Here is a 25,327-nt window from a genome sequence, read left to right on the forward strand (position 1 = left end):
TTTTTTTGCTTTTTATTAAAATAAATATTTAGATTAAGCTAAAAATACTGTTTTTGAAATGATTGAGATAAAAATAAGCATAAAAAAACCTGAGTGCGTCACTCAGGTTTTCTATAAATTTATGAACGATTAGTATATTTTTTCTCTTTCTTCCTGAATCTTAGGATTAGACATGTATTCATCATATGTCATCTGTTTGTTCATGATCCCTTTTGGTCCAATTTCCAGTACGCGATCTGCAACCGAGTTGGTAAAAGTATGATCATGCGAAGCAAACATTAATGTTCCTTTAAAGTCGATTAAAGAATTATTGAAGGCCTGAATAGATTCCAGATCCAGGTGATTGGTAGGTTCATTAATCATCAAGAAGTTTGCTTCTGCTAACATCATTCTTGAAATCATACAACGTACTTTTTCACCTCCGGATAACACGTTAGCTTCTTTAAATGTCTCTTCTCCTGTGAACAGCATTTTTCCTAAAAAGCCACGAACGTAGACATCATCTTTAATTTCAGAAAATTGTCTCAACCAGTCGATTAAGTTATCTTTTGTTTCGAAGAATTTATCATTATTGGCTGGTAAATATGCGGTGGTCATTGTTTGTCCAAAGTAGAAAGAACCTGAATCCGCCTCAGATTCTCCATTTAAGATTTTAAACAATTCATGAATCGCAAGAGTATTTCTACTGATAATAGTAATCTTATCTCCTTTGGTTACATTTAGATCCAAGTTAGAGAATAGAGGTTCACCATCAAGTGTTTTGCTTAATCCTTCGATATGAAGGATTTGATCTCCAGCTTCTCTACTTTGATTAAAGATAATCGCAGGATATCTACGTGAAGATGGCTGGATATCATCTACATTAATTTTATCCAACAATTTCTTACGAGAAGTCGCTTGTTTTGATTTAGATGCATTTGCGCTAAATCTGGAAATGAACTCTTGTAATTCTTTTTTACGATCTTCAGCTTTCTTGTTTGCCGCTTGCTTTTGTCTCAATGCCAATTGGCTAGATTCATACCAGAAAGAGTAGTTTCCGGTAAATGTTTTGATCTTTCCAAAATCGATATCCGCAATATGGGTACAGATTGTATCCAAAAAGTGTCTATCGTGAGATACAACGATTACGGTGTTCTTAAATTCTAAAAGGAAGTCTTCTAACCACGAAATGGTTTCCATATCCAGATCATTGGTAGGCTCATCCAGAATCAAGATATCAGGATTACCGAAAAGTGCTTGTGCCAATAATACACGTACTTTAGCAGAACCTGGAAGATCCTTCAATAATTTATAATGATCCTCTTCATTAATGTTTAGGTTACTCAATAAAGACGCTGCGTCTGATTCGGCATTCCAACCATCCATTTCAGCAAATTCCGCTTCCAGCTCTGAGGCTTTGATTCCATCTTCTTCAGAGAAATCAGGTTTAGCATAAATCGCATCTTTCTCTTTCATGATATCCCACAATTTAGTGTGGCCCATCATTACGGTATCTAGGGCAGTAGATTCATCAAATTCCGTGTGATTTTGACGAAGTACAGCCATTCTTTTCCCTGGTTCAATGGTAACATAACCAGAGTTAGGTGAAATATCACCTGCTAAGATTTTAAGAAATGTTGATTTTCCGGCACCATTTGCACCAATTACACCAAAACAATTTGAACCGTGAAATTTGATATTAACTTCATCAAAAAGAACACGTTTACCGTATTGTAAAGAAACGTTATGCGTTGAGATCATTACCTAGAATTTTGAGCGTGCAAAACTAGTGAATCTTTGTTTTTTTAAAATGGATTTGTCTGAATTATTTGTAATTGATATTATCTAATCAAAGTAATATCTCCGGTAATCCTTTTGGAAATGTTGTTTATATCAACATAATCAATTACCCAAAAATATGTCCCAGATGGAAAGCTATATCCGTCCCATACGATATCCAAAAAATTACTTTGATAGATTTCAACACCCCATCTATTATAGATCACCGTATGCATAGAAGTAATACCAGAACGTGTTACAGGAACAAAAAAGTCATTAGTCAAATCACCATTTGGGGTGAAAATATTCGGAAGTTCAAGTATAGTTTGAGTTGGTTTAGGTGGACTTTTACACTCAATCGAATCAATCATAATTGTATCTGAGACTATACAGTTTTTTTTGTTTACCGTAACCCAGTATTTACCTGGTGTGGTTACGTTAAAAAAGGGGGCGCTTGAATTATTTTGCCACAAAAAACTAGCGTTCGAAATATTCGTATTTAGAGTAAATGGAGAATTTAGACAGATAGAAGTATCTGTACCAAGATAGAGAAAAGGAGGAGAGTGTACATTTATTTTGAAAACTGTTGTGTCATTAATTCCATACGCCAAGTATATTGTGGTAACGGAAGGAGAAACCGTTAAAGTAGAATTCGTTGAAATAATAGTTTGTGGGTTTGATGCTTCCGCCCATTGGTTAATTTGATATCTGTTATCCAGTAGTTTTACAGAATCTCCAACGCAAATATCCGCAGAGTCAATATATTTATTACCAGGAATGGGAATGCTAACCTGACATCCCATATTAATGTCAATACATAAGTCATCTACTGTACCAGTAAGTTGTCTTAACTGATACCCTCTTGCAACTGCTGCATGCTGGATAATATGTAATCCATCTACAGTAGAAGGAACAGCCAGGGAGATTGGGGAGCCAGGTAACGGGATAGTCTTTCCACTATCTAAAAACACATGTAAATGAACATCCGAAAATGTCTTTTCAAACTGCATGTAGTATGGAATTCCTAATTGAGGAATGTTAATTTGATTGCTGGAAGTATATTCTGATGTATTGTCTTTAATTTTTATTTTGAACCATAAATCTCCGGTTGGTGGGTTATTCGCTCCAAATAAAACGATTATTCCTTCCTGTGTCCCTACAGGATATCCAGTACAAGGAATATTAGGACAGTCGCTAAAAGGGTCTTGAGTTCCTGCTGTTAATGCAAAAGGTACATGACCTGTAAAAGGCTGTCCTTGATAACTTCCAACAGATTGAGGTAAGAAAGTGAATTCTGCATTCCAACAATTCGTATCATTGACAACATGTCCCAAACCTCTATAAACTCTTCTTTGAGAACCGTCAGCAGCACCATTTAGGAATTCAACTTGACCATTAGAGATTTGAACATTTGTTCCAATTTGAGTCCAACCCGTACCTGAGGAGTAATCATAGGAGATATCACATTGACTATAAATAACTTCAAAGTTTATGAGGAAAGAAAGAAGAACAAGGATTAATCTTTTCATCATTTGAAAATTATCTCAGGACTTATTTATTGCAGATCAGTTTGTATTAGTAGATATCAAATGTAAATGAATGTGTCGAATCTTTGAAAATTTTCGTTTCTTATCTTAAGTCAACGGATTTTGGAATAGACTGTAAATACGTTTGCTGAATCAAAATGAAAAGCATGAAAGCAGTTTTTTGTAGTCAATACGGTGGACCGGAAGTATTACAGGTAAAAGATATTCCTCGTGTCGCACCAGAAGAAAATGAGATTATTATCAGAAATCACGCTGCGAGTATTACCACCGCAGATACCTTTTTAAGGAAAGGAGAACCTAAGTTTGGACGTTTGTTTTTGGGATGGAAAAAACCTAAACAACCTATGGTAGGAACAGGGTTTGCTGGAGTAGTGACAGAAGTGGGGCGCAATGTGACCGACTTTAAGGTTGGAGATAAAGTTTATGGTGAAACGGTTTTTGGATTTGGAGCAAATGCAGAATATGTACGTACACATGTAGAGAAAAGTATTGTACGGAAATTACCTGAACAATTAAGTTATGCTCAGGCATCATGTATGTGTGATGGTGTATTGACGTCTTACAACTTCTTGAAAGATTTAGGAAAACTTTCAAAGGGACAACGTGTATTGGTTAATGGTGGAGCTGGTTCATTGGGAACAGCGGGTATTCAAATTGCGAAGTGTCTGGGAGCACATGTAACGGCAGTTTGCAGTGATCGAAATACCGAATGGGTAAAAAGCATTGGTGCAGATGAAGTGATAGATTATCGCAAAGACGATTTTACAGAAAAATTGGAGCAGTATGATGTGGTTTATGATACTATTGGTAAAAGCTCATACGCGAGAACGAAGAAAGTGTTAAACAATAGAGGGAAATATTTATCACCGGTACTGAGCTTTCCATTATTGATGGATATGTTGAAGACTTCCTTGAGAAGTGGTAAAAAAGCCAAATTTGAGGCAACGGGTTTAAAAGATATATCGTTATTAAATCAGTTTCTGGAACATATAGAATCATGGATTATGGAGGGTAAGTTAAATGTGGTTATGGACAAAACATATCCTATCGATGAGATTGTAAAAGCACATCAATATGTAGATACAGGACACAAAAGGGGAAATCTGGCGATAGAGTTTTAAAGAGAGCGTTCTTTTGAGAATACGCGTTTTTTAATTCTACTTAATGATTCCGGAGTAACTCCTAAATAACTTGCAATTTGATGTTGAGGTACGCGTCCAATCAGACCGGGTTTTTCTTCCAATAGTTTTATAAAGCGTTGTTCAGGAGAGGAGGTAATATAAGCCGCTAATTGATCCTGGAGCAAGCCATTATTCCTTTCAACTTCTTGTCTGATAATAAGCTCTAAACGTGGAATGCGTTGACACATTTCTTGTTCTAATTGTTGATCACTCACAGTAAGAATACTTTCTTCAACGCATTCCAAATAGTGCTTGGCTGCAGTTCCGTTAATCCCACTCGTAAATGAGTTTACTGGTTGGCCTTCTGTAAAGAATGCTGTTGTTTTTTCGATACCATCAACAATATAATATTCACGGACACATCCTTGTATCACGGAGTAACACTCTTTTGAAATATCACCTTCTTCTAATAAAATTGTGCCTTTGGGAAATGTTTTGAGATTCGTATGATCCGCAATGATGTTTATTTCATCCGGAGTAAGTAACTCAAAGCTTTTGAGAAATCGAATTAATGCGTCTTTCATGAAAGGTTATAGTGATTTAAAACTTCTTTTAAATGATCTGATGATTGGGTTCCAATCAATAGTTTATTTCCATTTTTGAGTTCAATAAATAACCCTTTTTTACCTGATATTCTGTAAATAGTTCCATACTTCAAGCTAAATCTAATTCCTGAAGTAATAGATTTATAATCAATAATCTCAGCTGATTTGATTTGATCCCATCGGAGTTTTTTACGCATAAACGGAAAGAATTTCATCTGAATGCCGTTAGAATCAATTTGGGTTTCTAACCTGATAAAAACAAATACCATTACCAAAATGAAAACACCTGCTGATAGAACAACAATTCCGGAGTCTGATAAAGGGTGTTCACCAAATGGCTCTCCCATAATAAGTTGTTGATATATGGCCGAAATAGGAATAAGGCATAAAGCAAATAAAAACAACCAAAACCACCATTGATTGTATTTCTGAGTTTCTTTAAAATTCTTGGACATCGGAGTATTATTTGTGCGAATAAAGATAGGAATCTTTAAACGAAATTGAAAAAACAATACATAGAGATTTAGCTGGATTTTGGATACCCCAGAACATAATAACCCAGATATTTACCATTACTTTTTGGAGCTTTATTTATTTCCCAGATGTAATTGTCGTTTTTAAAGTCTGCAATAAGTGTCTTTATATCTTCAAACGTATAGGTACGCATGGTTGAAGCCTGACCATCCCAGGCATAAATAATAGGAATTACAGGTATGATGTAGGTAAACAATAATTGTTTCCAGGTGAGTGGTCTAACAAATGGAGTCATGAATAAAACCATAATAAAAAGAATAGCCAGCGAAATAGGAAGCATTAACCACCAAATAAGAGTTGGAACAAAATTTTCTCCAATTTCATAAATCAGGATCGGTTGATGATTATCCTGGGCAGACTTTAGAATTCTTTTGGCGTTTTGAGGGGCTATATGATGGAAACTGTTCATCATAGTTTTTAATCCAACAGGGGCCTGATCCAGGATGGTGGCGTCAATAGGCTTTTCTGAGTAGGTGATATGGGGAATCTGTTGATCATTGAATTTTTTGACGTAATCCGGATGTGGATGTAAATCTGTTAGAACTAGCTTAAGTTGTTTATTGTTCTTATTGATTTGCTGAACAGCATTGACTACAGCACCTCCGGAACCTGAGCCCAAATCAATGATTTGAGAAAAAGGAGTTTTCTTTAGAGCGGTTTCAATGATATGGGCTACAACTGAGCTGGTACCTAACATTTTGTGAAGTACCATTAATAGGTGAGTTAAACTTGTTCGAATGCTTTTAGGCAACCATCCAAAATCTTCAAACTCAAATAATTCAATTCGTTTCATATGGTTCGGATAGGAATGATGAATTTACACTTTCAAAGGTAGTTTAAAACACTTTTTAAAGCTAAAAGAAAGTATTGTTACTAAAATCTAAAACCAACCGCTGCTGTAGGGCCCACCAATCGAATGTTAAAATACAAATCGTCATTTAACACTTGCTCTCTATAGTGCAGATTGATTAAAGTCCAGCCTAATCTAACATCTATTAACTTAGATATTCTATAATGAAAATGATGATTTATGGCCCAGGTGTTTTTTCTATTGGAGCCGCCAATATCTGTTTGAATAACCATTTTAAAACGTTGATAGCTAATAGGTAGATAAAGCCCAATGACCGGTTCTAACCAGGAAGGCCTAACATCGATAACGTCATCATGATTGAAAATGTCTGATTTGATTCTAATATTAATATATCGCAATCCGATATATGGGATGATATCCAATTTAAATCGATGGTTTTTTTGATGTGAAAAAACAGAGTATCCTGTGCTCAACCTGGGGATTGTTCCATGAGAAGTTAATTTGACCAGTTCAGAAGTATTGTTACCTGTCAAAGAGGTGTATTGGAATGTATTGGAAACTGTTCCGGAAAAAGCATCTAATTGAAACCATAATTTTTTTCTTTGATAAACAAATCGTCCATTAAAGTAAAATTCAATACCTAGCTTGGAATTAATTCTTTTATGTTCTTTCGATTCCTTATCCCCAGCAAAAAAATCAAAATCACCATAGGCCAATTGACCTCTGAACCCGGGAACCCAAATTGGGATTTCAATAAGCCATGGACGCGTATCTGTAGCATAGAACTTGGCATTTACCGAATCCATATTCGGATAATCTGCATAAGAATTTGAAATACCGAAGAAAAAGAAAAACAGGCTACAAATTATTTTGGTGTTTAGTTGAAAGGTATATGTATTAAGTTTCATCAAATTTTAAGCTAAATGAAAAGATTCTTTAATTCCATCGATTATGTTGGCAACTGCTACAGAGGATAAAATGAGTCCCATCACCCGACTTATAATACTGGCACCTCCATCTCCAATGATTCTGTGTACTCTGGTCGCTAACAGCAAAAGAAGAAGGACTAAAGCCAAAACAGCCAGAAGTATTAAACTAGATTGAAATTGTTCTAAAATACTGTTTTCATCATTTTTAGTAAGTAAGACAACAGCAAGCATAGCTCCCGGACTGGCAATAGAGGGAATCGCCATTGGGAAAATGGCTGTTTCGGTTGTGTTTTTAATTGTCTTGATCTCTGATTCGGGTTTACTGTCACCAAATATCATCGTTAAAGCGAATAGAAAAAGAACAATTCCTCCGGCAATTTGAAATGCCGGAAGTGGAATTTTAATAGCATCAAGAATAAGCTCTCCGACTACGATAAAGAACAACAGAACTAGTAATGATACAGTTACTGCTTTTAAGGCAGTTGCTTTTTTCTCAGCTTCATTAAAACCATTGGTAGCAACAATAAATACCGGAACAGAACCAATAGGATCAATTACTGCAAAAAAGAATATAAAGGTGGCGATGAGTTCGTTCATCATAAACAGAATCAATTAAAATAGTAGGTTCAATCTATCATAGCAGAAATAAGTATCTGGATAGAATTAATAAATAGTAACTAGAAATCAAACATATAAATTAATTCTACAACGAAAAAGGAGCCCCTTAACCTAACAGGTTTTTTAAACCTGTTAGGTTAAGGGGGGGAATAAAAAAAGGTCTTCATATGAAGACCTTCCTTTTGATGCGGAGAATGAGGGATTCGAACCCCCGGTACCTCACGGTACAATAGTTTTCAAGACTACCGCAATCGACCACTCTGCCAATTCTCCGCTGCGAAAGTACGTTTCTTTTTGATTATAGAAAGCACTTCAAAACATTTTTTTGAAAGTAGTTTTTAAGGTTCTTTTTATGAATGGATTAGGCTACGGTTTTTTCATTTGATCTGAATAAAATCTTAGTTTTGGATACGAAATAATCTTACAGATTTCAAATCATTTTAATACTATTTAACCATGAGTAAAACGCTAGAAACTAAAAGGTTGTTTTTGAGAGCTTTTGAAAGCAATGATTTGGGGAATGTTTTTAAGGGGCTTTCTGATCCCGATGTTATCAAATATTACGGGGTAAGTTTTAATAGTCTAGAAGCTACAAAAGCACAAATGGAATGGTTTGAAAACCTGGAAAAAGCAGGTACAGGTTTGTGGCGTGCAATTACTTTAAAGGATGATGTTTTTGTAGGAGCAATAGGACTGAATAATTTAAGTCATGAGCATAGAAAAGCAGAAATTGGTTTTTGGTTATTGCCTAAGTTTTGGGGAAAGGGCTATATATCTGAAGCTTTTCCCGAAATAATGAATGATGCTTTTGGTAGGTTAAACCTTCATAGAATTGAAGCTTTTGTTGAGATTGAAAACTCTAATTCTAAAAGGGTGTTAGAGAAATTTCAGTTTGAATTTGAAGGTACTATGAAAGACTGTGAAATTAAAAATGGAAATTTTATCAGTATAAGTACCTATGCCAGACTTAGGAAGGATAATTCAAATGTAAAATCGTAGAATTTGGTTTATGAGTAAGATAATTGAAGTAGATTTAAATACAGATTATCTAATCGGAAGAGAAAAAGATAAATTAGACTTTTGGGATGTTTTTCAATTAGAGTCGGGATGTTTAACAATTATCCCGGAACCAAAGGACATGATGATTGCTTTTTTCAAATCTTTTCCGGAAACATTTATGTGGTTACTAAGATTACGTGAATGGATTGCCAGGAGGTTAAAATTAAAGACGGCTCCTGAAACTGATGAGAAGAGTCGGTTGGAAAAGCTGCATAATTTTAAAGGGAATATTGGTGAGAGTATAGCGGTGTTTGATGTGTTAGAAAGAAGTGAAAGAGAATTAGTGACCGGACAAAAAGATTCGCATTTGGACTTCAAGTTAGCTTTTATAAGTTATCGGGAAGCTGATCGAATTGTGATGCAAATGGCAACCACAGTGATAATAAATAATGTCGTTGGTAAAATGTATTTTGCAATAGTTAAACCAATTCATAAGTATTATATGCGTAAGATTTTCAAACGAATGGAGATGACTTTGTTAAATAAAGATTGGGAATAGAGTGGTATGTTTAAATTGATTCAATATATCATTTTGACTATAGTTGTACTGTTTTTGATATCCTGTACAATGAATAGGTATCCTGAAGAGTCGCAGACTGTAGATATTTTCACTGACTATACATTTGGATTTTTAGAATCATTCAATCATCAAACAGATCTAAGTGAGTATTCGGACATGCCATTTGATTTGAAGTTTGGTGGAATCAATGCAGATGAAGAATATTTATGGTTAAGGGACTCAAATCATTTGAGGATTGCCTTTAATACTTTTAGTTCAATCGGTTTAGACCAATTTGTTTCGGTTAAACAATATAACACTCCCGATGATCGGTGGTGTTGCAATACACAATGGGAGAATAAGTCATTAAATCAGGTGGTTCGTGAATTTTTAAAATCGGACACTTCTAGTACCTCGGAAAATGATGAAGAAGATTATTTCTTTAAATTTTGGAATCGTAGAAGAACAGAAAGAAACTTAAGAACTACGTATGATATTTTGGTTAAAATAGATGAGTTTTACAATAAGGATATTAAAAATGATGCTCAAGGTCAGATAGATACTGTGCTAACATCTTTATTGAGTTACGATTTGAAACTTGGTGTTGCTGATTCCGTTTCATACACACATGTGGCGGAGGAATATTTTAATTATTTGAAGTCGGTCAAATTATACCATTCAGCGTATGTTCTAATGTTTGAAAACCCTAAAATTCATTTAGATAAAGAAAAATTGAATGATTTAAAACAAGAATTAATCGATGTGCCCATATCCGTTGAAGAGTTAAAAACAGGGTATGATGAGTGGTTTAATCACAGAGCATATGGCCCTTAAATACTGTTGTAATTATGAGACTAAAATTGTTCCTGATAATAATGACGTTTTTTGTTCTGACCGTTGATACGAAAGGACAAACATTTAATTTGAAATCATCTCATGTCCAGATCGGTGATATTTATATTCCAAATCCGCATATAAGGTTCGAATTTGCCAAATGGACTATTGTTTCCGAAAGCTTAGAGGAATTAGATCGAATTGCCACATTTCTGATAAAACATGATAGTGTGATGGTCGAAGTACGCACTCATACAGATAGTAGAGGATCAAAGCAAAGTAGTAGGAGGTTAGATTATAAAAGATCTGAAAGTGTGGTGGCATATTTGATAAACAAAGGTGTATCTCCAAATCAATTAATCGCTAAAGGCTATGGTGATACCGAACCTATAGTTACAGATGAAGAAATAGCCCTGATGCAAACGGATCAACAAAAAGAAGAAGCCCATGCTTTAAATAGAAGAGTGGACTTTAAGGTGATTGAGATTTTAAGATTATGAGATAATATTTTGTAATTTGTAACCAGAAATTGAACTCTAAAGAAGGAAATATAATAGATGAATTAACCTTATTAAGAAAAATAGGAGGGATAATAGTAGGATTACTATTTGCTATTTCCTTTTATTATCTACTATTTATATTTCGTGAGATTGTTAGAATGATATCTCAAACGGCATATTATGATTTATGGACTTTATCTGATAGTGAAGCGAAGTTTTATAATCTTTTTTATGCTTTGATTTCATTGATTTTAGGACAAAATGTATGTTTTACGATTTGGTTTGATAGGCCTAAGCGTTTTTTTCAATTTAAAAATATTAGGCGAAAATCTATCGTTCATGATCAGCGCGGTTTGATTTGGTATTTCATACTGTGGTTTTCCAAGTTAGGTTTCTTATACGCAGCATTCTTTGGTTTGACAGCTGTTGGAGGTCATTACATTATAAGTCTTTATGATCAATATTATTTGATGTTTATACTCATTGTATTCGTTTTGTATTTCAATTCATGGAATACATTAATTCGATCATTGGGTAAGTGGAAGAGGAAGTGGTTGTTAACTTCTTTGATCGCAATATGTACTATTGCTATTGGGTTGGCTTGGATACCAATTATTGATTCAAAAAAGGTGGAGAGTAGTGTTTTAGAAAAAAATATATTTCGAAAATATAATCTTCAGTTACCCCAATCAAATGTGAGAAAGAAGATTTATAATAAAAGCTTGTACCCTGAGGTTTTTATTCCATATGAAAAAGATGGACATAAGTTAGATGAGTTGACTTTTTTATTTTATGATAAGGAACTTAAAATTGACATGTTAGGCGAATCTTTGGATGTATATACAGATCTCAATGATTTAAATTATGATACTTTTAGAAAGGTTAGATTAGGTTTTGATAAAAGAATAAAAATGAATCAGGTTTATCATGTGTTTGATACATTGATCACCAGATCGGTTACGGATATATATTTTATTGCCTTACCCGAAGTTATGGAATATAATTCAGAGTTTTATGATCTTCAAGGCGTACCATTAAGATTACCCTTATATAGTGCTGGAGTAGCTAATTTGAATGGTAATATTGATTCTAATACTCAAATCTCTTTGGTTGTAGATTCTAATAATTTAGTGGAGTTGAGTGATAAGCCAGTTTCGTTAGAAATTTTGAGAAGGGAATTGATTAAACAGATCTTCAAAAACGATAATCCGATCATTATGTTAGATGTTGATGGTCAAATATCTTATGATTCTTTTATAACAATTATTTCTATCATAAGAGAATCATATTTTCAATTGAAAGATGAATATTCATATGAGCTATATGGATTGAATTATGAAGATATTGAAGAATATTCTAAGAGGAAAAAAATATCTCAGAAGTATAAGGAGAGAATCATTTTAGCTGAAGATGGAAAGATTAGGTGGAAGGAATATAACGATAAAATGAAATACATTTATAAGTAAAAAAAAACTTAAATATCATTTTTAAATAAAAAATTATTGTTTTTCGATAATTATGTATTTATTTGCAATAACAAAATATGTAATTATGGAAAATGAAACCGAATTGAAAAAGAAATTAAAAGGAATAAAGTTTTTTAATGTGTTGTATTTTATTGGAGTCATCGTAATGGCCAATAAAATGTTAGATTATTTACATTGGACATTCCTATTGATCCGTAAATGGGAAATACCGCAAGAGCCTTTCTTCTCGCGAGTGGATTTGTCTCATAGCGATGTTCATTTATCCATAACGATGTATTTGGTTTTTGCAATTGCATATTCTATTGCTTTTGCTTTTACGTTGATAGGTCTGTATCAGCTTAATAAGTCATCAAAGTTGCTTGCGCAAAATCATATATTTTTAAGAGAAATAAGCGAGGATTTTAAGAAGGCAGGAACGTCATTTTTGATTTTTACATTTGGAACCTTAACCATAGATATAGCAATGTTATTTTTTGCAAAGACGTCAAATAAAGTGGTTAATTTATTTTCTACAGAGACCATCTTATTTCTTATCTTGGGATACTTATTATTCTTTTTATCTGATGTTTTTAGTGAAGGAGTAATCATTAAAGAAGAAAACGAATTAACAATTTAATTATGCCTGTTGTAGTTAATTTAGATGTCATGCTGGCAAAAAGGAAGATGCAGTCGAAAGAGCTGGTAGAATTAATTGAAATTACTCCAGCGAATCTATCAATCTTAAAGACTGGTAAGGCAAAAGCTATTCGATTTTCTACGTTAGAAGCCATTTGCAAAGCTTTAGATTGTCAACCAGGGGATATATTAGAATATAGAGCAGAGTAATTTACAACGAGAATGAAACCACAATATCATATTTTAAATGGTGACGTATTAAAGGAGCAATTTCCGAAAGATATCCATGGTGAAATCATTATCGCCAGAGAATGTCTGGTTGACGGGAATGTGGCGGGGGATAGTCTCAAAGATTTGTTTCAAACCAGAGCGGAGTTTATTAGTGAAAACTATCCGGATGTGTCAATTGAAGATTATTATCAAGGAACTGTGCCTGAATTTTTAAAAATTCAATCGATTCCGGAAAATGTAGAGATTAATTTATGGTTTGAAGATGATTTGTTTTGTCAGGTTAACTTGTGGTTTGTGATGTATTTATTGAGTCAAAAGGATACTCCAAATTCGGTTTTTTTGGTTCGTCCTCAAAAGCACAGTATGTATGGATTTGGAGGTTTAGATACCCAAGAATTGGAACTTTTGTTTCAGAATAAAAAAGAAATAAAAGAGATTAAGGCTTTTTCTGATTTATGGACTGCATATCAAAGTAATGAGTTGGAAATTTTAACTGAGCTGGCTGAAGAATTAACCCTATATCCATTTATTGCGAATGCTGTAAAAGCGCATATTGAGAGAAATCCTTTTGGTCAGGATGGAGGGAGACCCATTAAGGTTTTAAAAGAGATTATAGATGAATTAGGAGACGATAGTTTTGGTAGTGTTTTTCAAGAGTTCAACAGAAGAGAAAGTATCTATGGTTTTGGTGACTTACAAGTAAAAAGAATGTTTGATCGTATTGTTAAAAAATGAGTTATGGAAATAGATAATAATCACATTAATTATGTAGAATTTAAAGCAACAGACCTGGAATCGGTTAAAGCTTTTTATCAAGAAGCATTTGGTTGGAAGTTTACTGATTACGGACCGGATTATACTGCCTTTTCAAATAGTGGATTAGAAGGTGGATTTGAAAGATCTAGTAAAGAAATTGTGAATGGCGCATTAGTAGTTCTATACCATGAAGCTTTAGAAGCTATTAAAGACAAAATATTAAAAGCCGGAGGTACTATATCTGTGGATACATTTTCTTTTCCGGGTGGACGGAGGTTCCATTTTAAAGACCCTTCAGGAAATGAATTGGCGGTTTGGTCGGATCAGTAAGGTATAGGTGAAAAATAAATATGGTTAAATACGTTTTGAGGTAAATGATTTCTATCCCTCCCAACCTAACAGGTTTCAAAAACCTGTTAGGTTGGGAGGAATCATATTGTGATCCCATTTATTTTATATGATAGTACATCCAAAGAAGTATTCTCTTCGTTCATACTCATTTTTTCTGTCTTTCATTTTGGCTAAAGCGTTGCTTTGACCAAAATATAATCCATAAAAAAAGGTCTTCATCTGAAGACCTTTCTTTTGATGCGGAGAATGAGGGATTCGAACCCCCGGTACCTCACGGTACAATAGTTTTCAAGACTACCGCAATCGACCACTCTGCCAATTCTCCGCTGCGAAAGTAATTTTCTTTTTGATTCTGAGGATGATTTTTTCGAAAAAAAATCAAATAAATTTGAATGAATGGCGGTCTGTCATTGGGATTCATGGTGAATTGAAATGGAAATACTTGAGAACATGAAGATTAAAAATTGTGAAAATTCACAGAAGAATTATTCGTGTTTGAAACTAGATAGACAAAAAATAGGAAAATAAGATCAAACTGTATGTTTTATTACAATGAACTCCTTACTTAAACGCGTAAATTCCGTTAAGTTTGTAAACAGTTGTTATGAGACATATGAAGGATATAAAATATACAAAGATGATCAGGAAGTATTGGTATGTTCTAATAATGCTTCTAATGTGCAGTAATATAGGGTTTACACAAACCGAATTACCTGCTCCCAGAGTATTGTTTGCAGCAGAAAATTATTATCATCCTGAGCATGGCGCTTATGTAGAACTGTATATGAGTTTTGATGCATCTTCGTTATTGTATGAAAAAAAGGAAGATTATTATCAAGCCAGATTAGAGGTGTTATATGTGATTAAAAAAAATAATACTGTGGTGAAATATCAAAAATTCGAAGTATTGAGCCCTCAGATGCCATCTGAAACCAGTAGACAGGATTTTGCAGATGTACAGACTATGACTCTTAAACCAGGTGAATATTCGGTTGAAGTATCAGTTTGGGATGCCAATAGAAAGGAAATCCCACCTATTAAAGCATCGCAACCTTTAGTGGTAAAATTGAAGGAAAAGCAAATGGGAATGTCTGATTTTATGTTTCAAAAGTCAATTGAAAATGCTACTGAAGAGGGACCTTTTATTAAAAATGGAATGGCTATGACTCCGTGGTTGGTAGCTACAATTCCTGCTTTTATGGATCATGTGTACTTATATGCTGAAGTATATAATTCCGATTTTGAATTAGGGGCAAATGGAGCGTATATTGAAAAACATACTTTAAGAAGTCTGGATGTAGATTCTGTTTTCGATCAATATTCAATTGTAAAAAGGGTAAAGGCTGCTAAGGTGAATGTTATTTTGAAAAAAATTGATCTAAAAGATTTGCCTCAGGGCACATATAGTTACACGATTGAATTGTTCAATAGAGAAAACAAACTCGTAGGTTCTAATGGAAAACAATTTTACAGGGAAAGTGAAATCGAGGAATTAACGAATATTTTAGCGTCAAAGGGTTTGGCAGATTTTGAATCAGCAATTAGAGGAACAACCAATAGAGATAGCATTGTAGATTACTTTAGATGTATCCGGCCATTGGGTGATCGTGTAGATCAGAATTTTATAGATAACAACGAAGAATCCAGCACTGAAATACTTCAGGCATTTATCATTTCTTTTTGGGAAAGGACTAAACCGGAGAATACTTATGAAGAGTGGATTAAGTATCGTGCGTTGGTAGCTAAGGTGAATGAAGAGTTTGGTAGTGCGAATAAGAAAGGGTATAATACAGATCAGGGGTCGGTTTATCTTAAGTATGGACCACCAGATCAAATTGTAAATCGAGCCAATGAGCCTTCATCATATCCTTATATTATATGGCAATATTATGCGCATCCAAAGCAAAGTAATGCAATGTATGTATTCTATGATCCTTCTTTGACGTTTAGAGATTATGAGTTACTCCATTGTAACATTCGTGGAGAGAAGAATAACCCAAGATGGAAGGTAATTTTGCAATCCCGAAATACACCTAATAATGATGTTGAGCAAACAGACGGTGTAAATCACTGGGGAAGTCAAATTGATGAATATTATACGAATCCAAGATAATTGTTTGGTGTATCTGTTGAAGATGACTAAAATTGCAACTTTTGCATTAAGAATACCTTACTTTGGATCAATCATCAAAACATAAATTGGAAACCGCTGTAGTCTTATTGAGTTATAATAGTCTACCGTTGGTGAAAGATTTTTTGCCTAAGATTATTGCAACGGTTCCTAAAAGATCGGACATAGAAATTATTGTTGTAGATAATGCGTCTACAGATGGAACCCAGGAATACGTAAAGGAAAATCATCCAGAAGTAAGTTTGATGCGTTTTGATGTAAACGTGGGATTTACAGGAGGCTACCTGAAGTCATTGGCACAAATTGATGCGAAGAATTTCGTGTTAATTAGTTCAGATATAGAAGTTACAGAAAATTGGTTTGAATCTGCGATTGATTTGCTAAATTCATCGGATGACATTGCAGCTGTGCAACCAAAAGTGATGTCATATGATCGTAGAAAAGAATTTGAATATGCCGGTGCAGCCGGAGGATATATAGATTCTTTGGGATATCCATTTTGTAAAGGTCGATTGATTAATGTGCTGGAAGAGGATGAAGGGCAGTATGATGAGGTACAGGAGATATTCTGGGCTTCCGGAGCATGTTTGTTTATCAAGTCTGAAGCATGGAGAGCGGCAGAAGGATTTGATAAGGATTTCTTCGCGCATATGGAAGAAATAGATATGTGTTGGAGATTAAAAGGAATGGGATATAGAATTATGTACCAACCCAAATCAATGATTTACCATATGGGTGGATTTGTAATTAAATACGGATCACCTCAAAAGATATTCAGAAACCATAGGAACAACTTGCTTATGCTGATTAAGAATTTGCCATTATCGCAGTTGTTATGGAAGATTCCGGTTCGTTTGATTTTAGATCATGTGGCTTCGCTTAGTATGTTAAAAGAAAAAAATCCGGAAGGAGCTATTCAGGTTTTTAAAGCACATGCGGATATATTAATGAATTTGGGGATGTGGATTGAAAAACGTAAAGCCACACAAGCGACCAAAACCAAAGTGAATAATGTAGGAATCTATTCTGGTAGTTTGATTGTTCAATTTTTTCTCAAAGGAAAAAGAAAATTCAGTGAACTTAACTGGAAACCTTAATGGGTTATTTGGAGATTGGAACTATAGTCTCCGATTTGATACTTAACCCCTTCAATTCTCTGAGTAAAGCAAACAAGGTAACTGCCGCAGATAGGATATCTGAGACTGGAAAAGCGATCCAAATTCCGATAATTCCAAAGTAGTTAGGCAGTAAGTAAACCAATGGAATAAGAAATAAACCTTGTCTGGTCAAGGTAAGAAGTAGGGCGGGTGTAACTTTTCCAATAGCCTGGAAATAGGCTGCTCCAATTAGTTGCACGGGGATAAATGGAGTAACCAAAAAGACGATAAGAATTGCAGGAGGAGTGAGTTCAAGCAATTCAGGGTCATTTGTAAATAGATTTACCATAAGGTCTTTACCTAAGATGATAATGACAAATATGATGATCGCTATACCTGATCCATAAATAATCGCTTTTTTGATAACTTCTTTTACACGACTAAAATCTTGTGCACCGTAATTGTATCCTGCAATGGGCAACATCCCTTGAGCTAATCCAATAACCGGGAACAATACAAACATCAAAATTCGATTGATGATTCCATATACCGAGATATAGATTTCACCACCATACTTGAATAGCGAATGATTCAGAACAATAGAAAGAATACTTACGGCTCCCTGACGTGCCAGAGTAACCATTCCCAAACTGTTTATTTCATTGACAATATTGAAATCCAGTTTTAAATATTCCCACTTTAAACGGAGTTCACTCTTAGAACTAGCTAAGAAGTATACCGCATAAGCAAAGCTAAATACGTAAGAAATTGTTGTAGCCCAGGCTGCTCCGGCAAGTCCCCAATCTAACATATATATGAAAATTGGATCTAAGATGATATTGATTACTGCTGGTACGAGCATAATGTTCATAGCAACCTTTGGGAAGCCCTGTGCTCGAATGACATTGTTTCCGGCCATTGCAGGCGCCAGAAAAGGAACTCCTGCCAATATAATATGGTAATACTCTCGGGCAGGTTCCATGATGTCTCCCTGAGCTCCAAATAAGAGTAGAATCTGATCATCAAAGTAGAATCCAGGAATTACTGTTATGATTACCAGAGTCACCACCATTGTAATTTGATTTCCAAATGTGTGTGCGGCTTTTTCAGGATTACCAGCGCCTAAAGATCTGGAAATAATAGAACCACCTCCAACACCTATAGCCATACCCACAGAGGAGATTAGAAAGGTAATAGGTAAAACAACGGTAATCGCTGCAATTGCTAATGAGCCAACCCATTGTCCCACAAATATGGTATCAATAATCATGTATACCGACATCACCAAAATGCCGATAGATGCCGGAACAGATTGACTCACCAGGAGTTTATTAATACTCTCGGTACCTAATTGTGAAGATTGGGTTTGTCCCATTTTTAAGTTTAGATTGCGTGCTGCAAGATAGGCTTTAAATAAATGAAGACTCTAATTTGCAGTATTATTTAAACATAAAAAAAGCCTTCTTTTCAGAAGGCTTTCAAATAACAAGTTGATTTCTTTTTATAAGAAAGACTGAGCGTGAGCAAGATATTTTTCAATATCTCTGCCTTCTTGAGAATCAGGATATTCAGTACTGATTTGCTCATAGTATTTTACAGCTGCGTTAAAATCATTGATTTTTTCAGCAGTGATACCCGCTTTCTTTAAGTAAAGAGGTGTAGAGAAGTCATTCACATATGCTTTTGCCGCTTTTTCATAAGCAGAAACAGCACCTTCATAATCTCCCATTTGAGATAAACAATCTCCGATACCACCTTCTTTCAAAGCTTTTGTGATATGATCTTTTGGAGCATAAGAATTAAAGTAATCGATTGCATCTTCGTAAGCACCAGTATTCAATAAAGATACTGCCATGTAATACTTTGAAGTATTACCAATTGCTGTAGAACCATAGTTATCAATGATTTCTTCAAATCCCATGAAATCACTGTTACCATACATTGCTAAATCGAAAGAGTCGTTTTCAAAAGCTTTTTGCGCTTGAAAAACATCCACCTGAGCATTTTTTTGAAGAGGTGGTAAATACATGTTGAAGTAGTAGAACGTTCCAAGGATAATTACGATGATTGCTCCCAGGGCTATTCCAATTGGTTGTTTTTTTTCATCTAAAAACTTTTCAGCTTTAGAATATGCTTCACCGATGTTAATGTCATCGTCTTCTACTTGATGTTTTTTACTCATCTTTTAATCCATTTTATAAGCGTGCAAATATATCATTTTAGTCTTTATGATTGTTTAAAAAATGAAACGTTACCAAGGTTTTTTGTACGTACATTTGTTGACAACTAATAAAAGTGCATGCATTTAGAGAAAATTTCGGTAATAAATTTTAAAAATCATCTGGAAGGAGAGTATGTGTTTTCTGATGCCATTAACTGTTTTACAGGGAATAATGGAGTTGGGAAAACCAATATTTTGGACGCGATTTATTATCTGTCATTTTCAAAAAGTTTCTTTAATGCAATTGATTCTCATAATATTAATTTTGATCAGGATTTTTTTATAGTTCAGGGAGAATATGCCAAGGGAGATGTGACTGAAAAAGTGCATATTGGACTGAAGAAAGGGAAGAAAAAGGTAGTTAAACGTAACGATAAGCCGTATAAACGTTTGGCAGATCATATTGGTTTATTTCCTTTAGTGATGGTTTCTCCTGCAGATGTCAATTTGATCATTGAGGGGAGCGATATCCGTAGAAAATTTATAGACGGAGTTATATCTCAATACGACAAGTTGTATTTGGAGTTTCTATTGAAGTATAATAAGGCTCTGGCTCAAAGAAATGCTTTGTTAAAACAATTTTACGAGCAACAGTATTTTGATCAGGATAGTCTGGATTTATGGAATTTACAGATGGAGCAATATGCAGAGCCTGTATATGAAACCAGAAAGAAATTTTTAGATGACTTTATTCCAATTTTTCAGAAATATCATGAAATGGTTTCCAGAGGAAAAGAAGCGGTAAGTTTATCTTATGTATCGCAATTGTCCGATAAAAGTATGTCAGAACTTTTTGAAACACATTTAACCGCTGATTTAAAATCTCAACACACTAAGGTAGGTGTACATAAAGATGATCTGGAGTTTTTAATTGGAGGACATAGCATTAAAAAATATGGTTCTCAAGGCCAACAAAAAACATATTTATTAGCCTTAAAACTAGCACAGTTTGAAATTATTAAGAATGTGAAATCGGTAAAGCCTATTTTATTGTTAGATGATATTTTTGATAAGTTAGATAAAACCCGAGTGAAGGCTTTGATGGAACTGGTCAGTGCGCATAATTTTGGACAAATTTTTATTTCAGATACCAATGCAACGCGAATCATTGAATTGTTTGAAGATATTGATCTCGAACCTAGAGTATTTGAAGTAACATAAGCAATAAAAAAGATAATATATTGGAAGATCCGAATCAAAATACGTTGGGTGAAGCGATCAAAAAAATGTTGAAAGCTTATCGTTTGGAAAATAAGGTAACCGAAACTGATATTTGGCAATCCTGGGAAGCGATTATGGGGCCTTCTATTTTTCGACATACGCAAGGGATTGAAATGCGTGATAAGGTTTTGGTGATCCGATTGGATTCTTCAGCTTTAAGACACGAATTAGGGTTTGCAAGACATAAAATCGTAGAAAAAATTAATGAACATGTTGGGAAGCGATTCGTGGAGGATGTTTTGTTGGTTTAATTCAGTTTTTACTGGATAAATGTCATTTATAACCTGAATAATAGATTTAAATTTGCAGCGCGATTAGCGATTTATTATTTGTAAAAGTCTCTTTTTTTAATCAACTACAACCTTAGGCAAATGAAAAAGTTTTATAAGCTGCTTTTAGCAATTAGTTTGTTATTTGGTCTTAACCCATTGTATGCGAGTCACATATCTGGAATGAATTTTCAATATGAATGTGTGGGGCAAGATTCTTTTTTAATAACCTTAAATTTATACAGAGATTGTAGCGGGATTGCTGCTCCATCATTTATAAATGTAAATATTGGGAGTACATGTGGTAGTTTTAGTCCTCTTTTAAGTAAAGTTAATGGTCCTAATGGTTCTGATGTATCGCAAATATGTCCGAATTATACTAATTCATGTAATGGAGGTAGCTTTGCCGGAATACAGAAACATGTTTATCAAGGAATAGTTGAATTGTCATTCTGTACCAATTGGAAACTAAGTTTATCCTTATGTGAGCGGAATACCACAGTAAATATTGTGGGAAAACCTTGCACCTATATTGAAGCTGACCTATATACTGGTCACGGGAATTCTTGTAATAATTCTATATCATTTAGCTCTGTTCCAGTTCCATATGTGTGTTTGAATGAAGTGTTTAATTATAATTTAGGTGTGACAAATTTATATGGAGATTCTTTAACTTATCAATTTGTAAGCCCATTAATAACTTATAATACCTCTGTCTCATTTAATTCTGGATACTCATTTAATCAACCTATACCAGGAATTACCTTAGACACGATTTCTGGTCTAATGACTTTTACTCCAACAATATTGGGAAACTTTGCCTTGGCAGTTCAGGTATGTCAATATGAATATGGAACTGGTGTTTTTAAAGGGTGTATTACCAATGATTTTGAGTTTGTGGTGATTGACTGTAGCAATAATTTTCCACCTACTACTACCTCTACATTTGCTAATGTTCAGGGAGGAGGAACCCTCATTTCATCAGATTCCATTAGAGTCTGTGTTGGAGATACGATCTCTTTCGATGTATCATTTACCGATTCCAATTTAACTGATACGATTACTTTATTATCAAATATTAACTCAGTACTGCCAGGAGCAAGTACAACTTTTGTATCTGGTAATCCAGCTACATTAAGTGTATCCTGGGTAGCACAACAAGGACCAAAGTATAATCCGTTTTACGTTACAGGTATGGATAACGCCTGTCCATATCCAGCTTTTTCTATGTCTACTTTTATGATTATTGTGGATTCTTCTACATTTGCCGGACCTGATTTAACGATATGTCAAAATAGTCAATGGGCTCAAATGGGGGCGTATGGTGGATCTTCATTCATCTGGACCGTACTTTCTGGTGATCCTATTGATACTGTGGTTACTTCTCCTACATATAATGCGACATGTATGAATTGTCAATTTCCTAGCTTTTCACCCAGTAGCACTACGATTTATATGGTAACCTCAGTTCTTTCAACGAATTGTGTAAATACGGATACGGTTGTTGTCAATGTTGTTCCGGATTTTGATGTATTGATGCCAAATGATACGCTTATCTGTTCTATTGATGATTATCGTTTACAAATTTCTACTGATCAACCCTCTTTTTCATATACTTATAATTGGTCCCCATCAAACTCTTTGGATTTTGATACGATAATGAATCCTTTGGCGACTCCATATGAACCTACTAATTATTCAGTAACACTATCCTCTTCTATGGGGTGTAAAAAAACGGGAGCTGTATTTGTAGACCTCTCGGCTCCGTTTCCTACTAATATGCAGGTTTTAGGAGATACTATACTGTGCTTTGGAGAGTCCTCTGATTTGAGTATTGATTTTGGGAATAGCTATGGATCGAATTGTGGGGGCACTTCTCAAGGATGCCTGGGGATAGTTCAAGATGGATATATAGGTACGGGGATGACTACTAATTCAGGAGCATATTTCCCTTCTATTTATGGTGGTTCGCGCTGGGGAGCCAAGCACCAAATTATTTATAGACCCAGTGATTTAATTAGCATGGGGCTTGCTCCTGGGGGGATGTTAAATTCTATTGCATTTTTTGTAAATACTGTAAGTTCTCAGAATGTATATGAAAACTTTGAAATCAAAATAGGTTGTACTTCTCAGATGGATCTTTCGAATGGGTGGATTACATCAGGTAATATGACCATTGTAGTACCATCTTATACTCATACTGTAAATACTGGTTGGAATATACATAGTTTTATAAACTCTTATAAGTGGGACGGAATATCTAGTTTAATTGTTGAGGTTTGCTTTAATAATTCTCAAAGTGTATACCAAGGGAATTGTCTTATTCCTTATACTTCTACGAATTATCAGTCCGTTGTTTACCAGGTAGCTAATGATTCTTCTGTTTGCCAATTATACAAATCGGTTGGCGGGTTCTTTGGTGCGGCAACTTTGACGAATCAACGTCCAAATACACGTTTTAACTTTTGTGTAGGGTTTGACACGAATTCATTTACCTATTCTTGGTTGCCCACTTCGAATTTTACAACGCCAAATTCAGCAACTTCTAAGGTAACACCATTAACCAGTCAGAATTATCAGGTTATAGTTAAAGACTCTGGTAATTATTGTACGGATACATTGGATTACCACATAGATGTAGTGAATCAATTTGATGTGAGTTTTACATCAAATTCGCCTTATTGTTTAAATGATGGCCAAGATACTTTACTTCCAAATATTGGAGGCGGATATTTTTTAGGATTAGGAGTGGATTCCAATGGCATATTTTATCCAGATTCTGCAGGAGTTGGAAGTAAGCAGATAACATATCGTATTGATGACCCTGTTTTGTGTGCTGATGATACCACGATAAATGTTACAGTAGTTTCCCTTCCCGATGCTTCGTTTGATTATGAAGAGATTTGTGTTGGGTCTGGACCAGTTGTTTTAAATGCGGTGAATTCGGGAGGACTTTGGACCGGGATAGGGATCTCAGATACTTTAAACGGTATTTTCGATCCAATTGGCTTATCAGCGGGATTGTATCCAATAGTACATTTTATAGATTCTAACTGTGTTAATTCTGATACAATTAGTATTAAAGTAGTTACACCGTATACTTTTACATTGAATCAGAACCCTATTTCTGTTTGTCAGAATGAGATTGTTCAATTAGTTCCGAATTACACACTTTCAAATAACCCTTTACAAGGATCTGGACCGGTAAAAGAGTCGTGGAGTGATGTGAACGGCTTCATAGATTCAAATGGTGTTTTCGATGCAAGAATGCTCTATTCAGGGAATGTGTATCCGGTTTTATTAACTGTTGAAGATTCATTGGGAGGATGCGGTAGTTCTCAGAATGTTTACGTTAGCATTGACACAGTTTATTTGCCAGTTGTTCTAATGGATTTATCGTATTGTATTGGTCATTCTAATGTTTTAATAGATATTAACCCAAATCTGTTTGATAATCAGATATCATTTAATCAAAAGCCTTTGCCGCCATTAAATCTTAATGATACCCTAATGATTTCATCGATGAACAATAAAGGTATGTTTAATCCATTAGTAAGAGGATTAGGCAGTTGGGAAATAACAATTAATAGAGTTAATTTAAACGGTTGTATTGGGACAATTGTTGATACTATTCATGTTTTATCTCCTCCGACTAATGATACAGTGAATCAAAGTGGATCTGTGTTAATGGCTGATTTATCTGGAGGATATACTTATCAATGGTTAGATTGTGATAACAATATGCAACCGATTCAAGGAGCAACCGGGCAATCATTTATTCCTTCAGTTACTGGAAATTATGCCGTAAAAATTAGTGCAGGGGAATGTTCCATTACTTCATCATGCTATGAATCCTGGCCTTTAGGATTAGAAGAGAACTCAATTGAAACAGGACTTAAACTATATCCAAATCCTACAAACGATGTTTTATACATCAATAAAGGTTTGAATGATGAACTGAATATTGAAATATTGGATTATACAGGAAAAACCATTTATTATTCAAATACTATGGATCAGATAACTGAATTTAAAATGCAGGATTTAGCATCAGGGATGTACTTTATTAAATTAAGTAATGAGAAAGGAAGTTATGTGGAGAAAGTAGTGAAAAAATAATCTGATTTAACCTT

General features: G+C 34.5%; 24 protein-coding genes and 2 tRNA genes. 15 read left to right on the top strand and 11 right to left on the bottom strand.

Annotation, left to right across the window (positions count from 1 at the left end; translation table 11 throughout):
- Positions 1 to 129: 129 nt before the first annotated feature.
- Both KFE94_15600 and KFE94_15605 read right to left on the bottom strand, forming a co-directional pair.
- Positions 130 to 1,740 carry an ATP-binding cassette domain-containing protein gene (locus tag KFE94_15600; protein ID UTW66062.1) on the bottom strand — a complete coding sequence of 537 codons (1,611 nt, stop codon included), beginning with the start codon at positions 1,738 to 1,740 and terminating at the stop codon, positions 130 to 132.
- A gap of 80 nt (positions 1,741 to 1,820) precedes the next feature.
- Positions 1,821 to 3,287 (bottom strand): gliding motility-associated C-terminal domain-containing protein, encoded by a 1,467-nt coding sequence (locus tag KFE94_15605; GenBank protein ID UTW66063.1) that lies wholly within the window; start codon positions 3,285 to 3,287, stop codon positions 1,821 to 1,823.
- A 164-nt stretch (positions 3,288 to 3,451) separates the two neighbouring features.
- On the opposite strand from KFE94_15605, the gene KFE94_15610 reads away from it, so the two are divergent.
- Entirely contained in the window at positions 3,452 to 4,426 is a 975-nt protein-coding gene (locus tag KFE94_15610; GenBank protein ID UTW66064.1) for an NAD(P)-dependent alcohol dehydrogenase, read from the top strand.
- Here KFE94_15610 and KFE94_15615 read toward each other — a convergent pair.
- The 6 genes from KFE94_15615 to KFE94_15640 form a co-directional block, all read right to left on the bottom strand.
- Complete coding sequence (locus KFE94_15615; protein UTW66065.1) at positions 4,423 to 5,010, bottom strand: Crp/Fnr family transcriptional regulator; 588 nt, start codon at positions 5,008 to 5,010, stop codon at positions 4,423 to 4,425. The genes KFE94_15610 and KFE94_15615 overlap by 4 nt on opposite strands.
- Positions 5,007 to 5,486, bottom strand: a complete 480-nt coding sequence (locus KFE94_15620) for a hypothetical protein (protein ID UTW66066.1) — start codon at positions 5,484 to 5,486, stop codon at positions 5,007 to 5,009. The genes KFE94_15615 and KFE94_15620 overlap by 4 nt, the downstream gene beginning before the upstream one ends.
- A 68-nt stretch (positions 5,487 to 5,554) precedes the next feature.
- Positions 5,555 to 6,358: a hypothetical protein gene (locus KFE94_15625; GenBank protein ID UTW66067.1), complete on the bottom strand. Its 804-nt coding sequence runs from the start codon at positions 6,356 to 6,358 to the stop codon at positions 5,555 to 5,557.
- Between the two features lie 80 nt (positions 6,359 to 6,438).
- Positions 6,439 to 7,284: a hypothetical protein gene (locus tag KFE94_15630; protein ID UTW66068.1), complete on the bottom strand. Its 846-nt coding sequence runs from the start codon at positions 7,282 to 7,284 to the stop codon at positions 6,439 to 6,441.
- A gap of 6 nt (positions 7,285 to 7,290) precedes the next feature.
- Positions 7,291 to 7,902 (bottom strand): MarC family protein, encoded by a 612-nt coding sequence (locus KFE94_15635; protein UTW68296.1) that lies wholly within the window; start codon positions 7,900 to 7,902, stop codon positions 7,291 to 7,293.
- A 209-nt stretch (positions 7,903 to 8,111) separates the two neighbouring features.
- A tRNA-Ser gene (locus tag KFE94_15640) sits at positions 8,112 to 8,196 on the bottom strand.
- A gap of 183 nt (positions 8,197 to 8,379) precedes the next feature.
- Between KFE94_15640 and KFE94_15645 the strand changes: the two genes are divergently transcribed.
- The 9 genes from KFE94_15645 to KFE94_15685 all read left to right on the top strand — a co-directional run bounded on the left by KFE94_15645 (position 8,380) and on the right by KFE94_15685 (position 14,234).
- Positions 8,380 to 8,922: a GNAT family N-acetyltransferase gene (locus KFE94_15645; GenBank protein ID UTW66069.1), complete on the top strand. Its 543-nt coding sequence runs from the start codon at positions 8,380 to 8,382 to the stop codon at positions 8,920 to 8,922.
- Positions 8,923 to 8,932: 10 nt separating this feature from the next.
- Entirely contained in the window at positions 8,933 to 9,481 is a 549-nt protein-coding gene (locus KFE94_15650; GenBank protein UTW66070.1) for a DUF2867 domain-containing protein, read from the top strand.
- Positions 9,482 to 9,550: 69 nt separating this feature from the next.
- Positions 9,551 to 10,315 (top strand): hypothetical protein, encoded by a 765-nt coding sequence (locus KFE94_15655; protein ID UTW66071.1) that lies wholly within the window; start codon positions 9,551 to 9,553, stop codon positions 10,313 to 10,315.
- Positions 10,316 to 10,356: 41 nt separating this feature from the next.
- Positions 10,357 to 10,815, top strand: a complete 459-nt coding sequence (locus KFE94_15660; GenBank protein ID UTW66072.1) for an OmpA family protein — start codon at positions 10,357 to 10,359, stop codon at positions 10,813 to 10,815.
- 158 nt (positions 10,816 to 10,973) lie between these two features.
- On the top strand, positions 10,974 to 12,281 hold the full coding sequence (locus KFE94_15665) for a hypothetical protein (protein ID UTW66073.1): 1,308 nt from the start codon (positions 10,974 to 10,976) through the stop codon (positions 12,279 to 12,281).
- An 85-nt stretch (positions 12,282 to 12,366) separates the two neighbouring features.
- The gene (locus KFE94_15670; GenBank protein UTW66074.1) at positions 12,367 to 12,918 is read left to right on the top strand and encodes a DUF2975 domain-containing protein; all 552 of its coding nucleotides are present in this window, start codon (positions 12,367 to 12,369) and stop codon (positions 12,916 to 12,918) included.
- Between the two features lie 2 nt (positions 12,919 to 12,920).
- On the top strand, positions 12,921 to 13,127 hold the full coding sequence (locus KFE94_15675; protein ID UTW66075.1) for a helix-turn-helix transcriptional regulator: 207 nt from the start codon (positions 12,921 to 12,923) through the stop codon (positions 13,125 to 13,127).
- 12 nt (positions 13,128 to 13,139) lie between these two features.
- The gene (locus KFE94_15680; protein ID UTW66076.1) at positions 13,140 to 13,883 is read left to right on the top strand and encodes a DUF1835 domain-containing protein; all 744 of its coding nucleotides are present in this window, start codon (positions 13,140 to 13,142) and stop codon (positions 13,881 to 13,883) included.
- 3 nt (positions 13,884 to 13,886) lie between these two features.
- Positions 13,887 to 14,234, top strand: coding sequence for a VOC family protein (locus KFE94_15685; protein ID UTW66077.1), 348 nt, complete (start codon positions 13,887 to 13,889; stop codon positions 14,232 to 14,234).
- Positions 14,235 to 14,495: 261 nt separating this feature from the next.
- Here KFE94_15685 and KFE94_15690 read toward each other — a convergent pair.
- A tRNA-Ser gene (locus KFE94_15690) sits at positions 14,496 to 14,580 on the bottom strand.
- Positions 14,581 to 14,892: 312 nt separating this feature from the next.
- Between KFE94_15690 and KFE94_15695 the strand changes: the two genes are divergently transcribed.
- Together KFE94_15695 and KFE94_15700 are read left to right on the top strand one after the other, a co-directional pair.
- Positions 14,893 to 16,368, top strand: coding sequence for a GWxTD domain-containing protein (locus KFE94_15695; GenBank protein UTW66078.1), 1,476 nt, complete (start codon positions 14,893 to 14,895; stop codon positions 16,366 to 16,368).
- 62 nt (positions 16,369 to 16,430) lie between these two features.
- Complete coding sequence (locus KFE94_15700) at positions 16,431 to 17,483, top strand: glycosyltransferase family 2 protein (GenBank protein UTW66079.1); 1,053 nt, start codon at positions 16,431 to 16,433, stop codon at positions 17,481 to 17,483.
- 4 nt (positions 17,484 to 17,487) lie between these two features.
- Here KFE94_15700 and KFE94_15705 read toward each other — a convergent pair whose 3' ends face one another.
- Together KFE94_15705 and KFE94_15710 are read right to left on the bottom strand one after the other, a co-directional pair.
- Positions 17,488 to 18,858, bottom strand: a complete 1,371-nt coding sequence (locus KFE94_15705; GenBank protein ID UTW66080.1) for an MATE family efflux transporter — start codon at positions 18,856 to 18,858, stop codon at positions 17,488 to 17,490.
- A gap of 126 nt (positions 18,859 to 18,984) precedes the next feature.
- The gene (locus KFE94_15710) at positions 18,985 to 19,665 is read right to left on the bottom strand and encodes a tetratricopeptide repeat protein (GenBank protein UTW66081.1); all 681 of its coding nucleotides are present in this window, start codon (positions 19,663 to 19,665) and stop codon (positions 18,985 to 18,987) included.
- A gap of 117 nt (positions 19,666 to 19,782) precedes the next feature.
- On the opposite strand from KFE94_15710, the gene recF reads away from it, so the two are divergent.
- The 3 genes from recF to KFE94_15725 all read left to right on the top strand — a co-directional run bounded on the left by recF (position 19,783) and on the right by KFE94_15725 (position 25,313).
- Positions 19,783 to 20,865: a DNA replication and repair protein RecF gene (recF, locus tag KFE94_15715; GenBank protein UTW66082.1), complete on the top strand. Its 1,083-nt coding sequence runs from the start codon at positions 19,783 to 19,785 to the stop codon at positions 20,863 to 20,865.
- A 20-nt stretch (positions 20,866 to 20,885) separates the two neighbouring features.
- Positions 20,886 to 21,176 carry a DUF721 domain-containing protein gene (locus KFE94_15720; protein ID UTW66083.1) on the top strand — a complete coding sequence of 97 codons (291 nt, stop codon included), beginning with the start codon at positions 20,886 to 20,888 and terminating at the stop codon, positions 21,174 to 21,176.
- 120 nt (positions 21,177 to 21,296) lie between these two features.
- Positions 21,297 to 25,313: a T9SS type A sorting domain-containing protein gene (locus KFE94_15725; GenBank protein ID UTW66084.1), complete on the top strand. Its 4,017-nt coding sequence runs from the start codon at positions 21,297 to 21,299 to the stop codon at positions 25,311 to 25,313.
- Positions 25,314 to 25,327: the final 14 nt, after the last annotated feature.

The organism is bacterium SCSIO 12643, assembly GCA_024398135.1.
Classification (GTDB): domain Bacteria; phylum Bacteroidota; class Bacteroidia; order Flavobacteriales_G; family Salibacteraceae; genus CAJXZP01.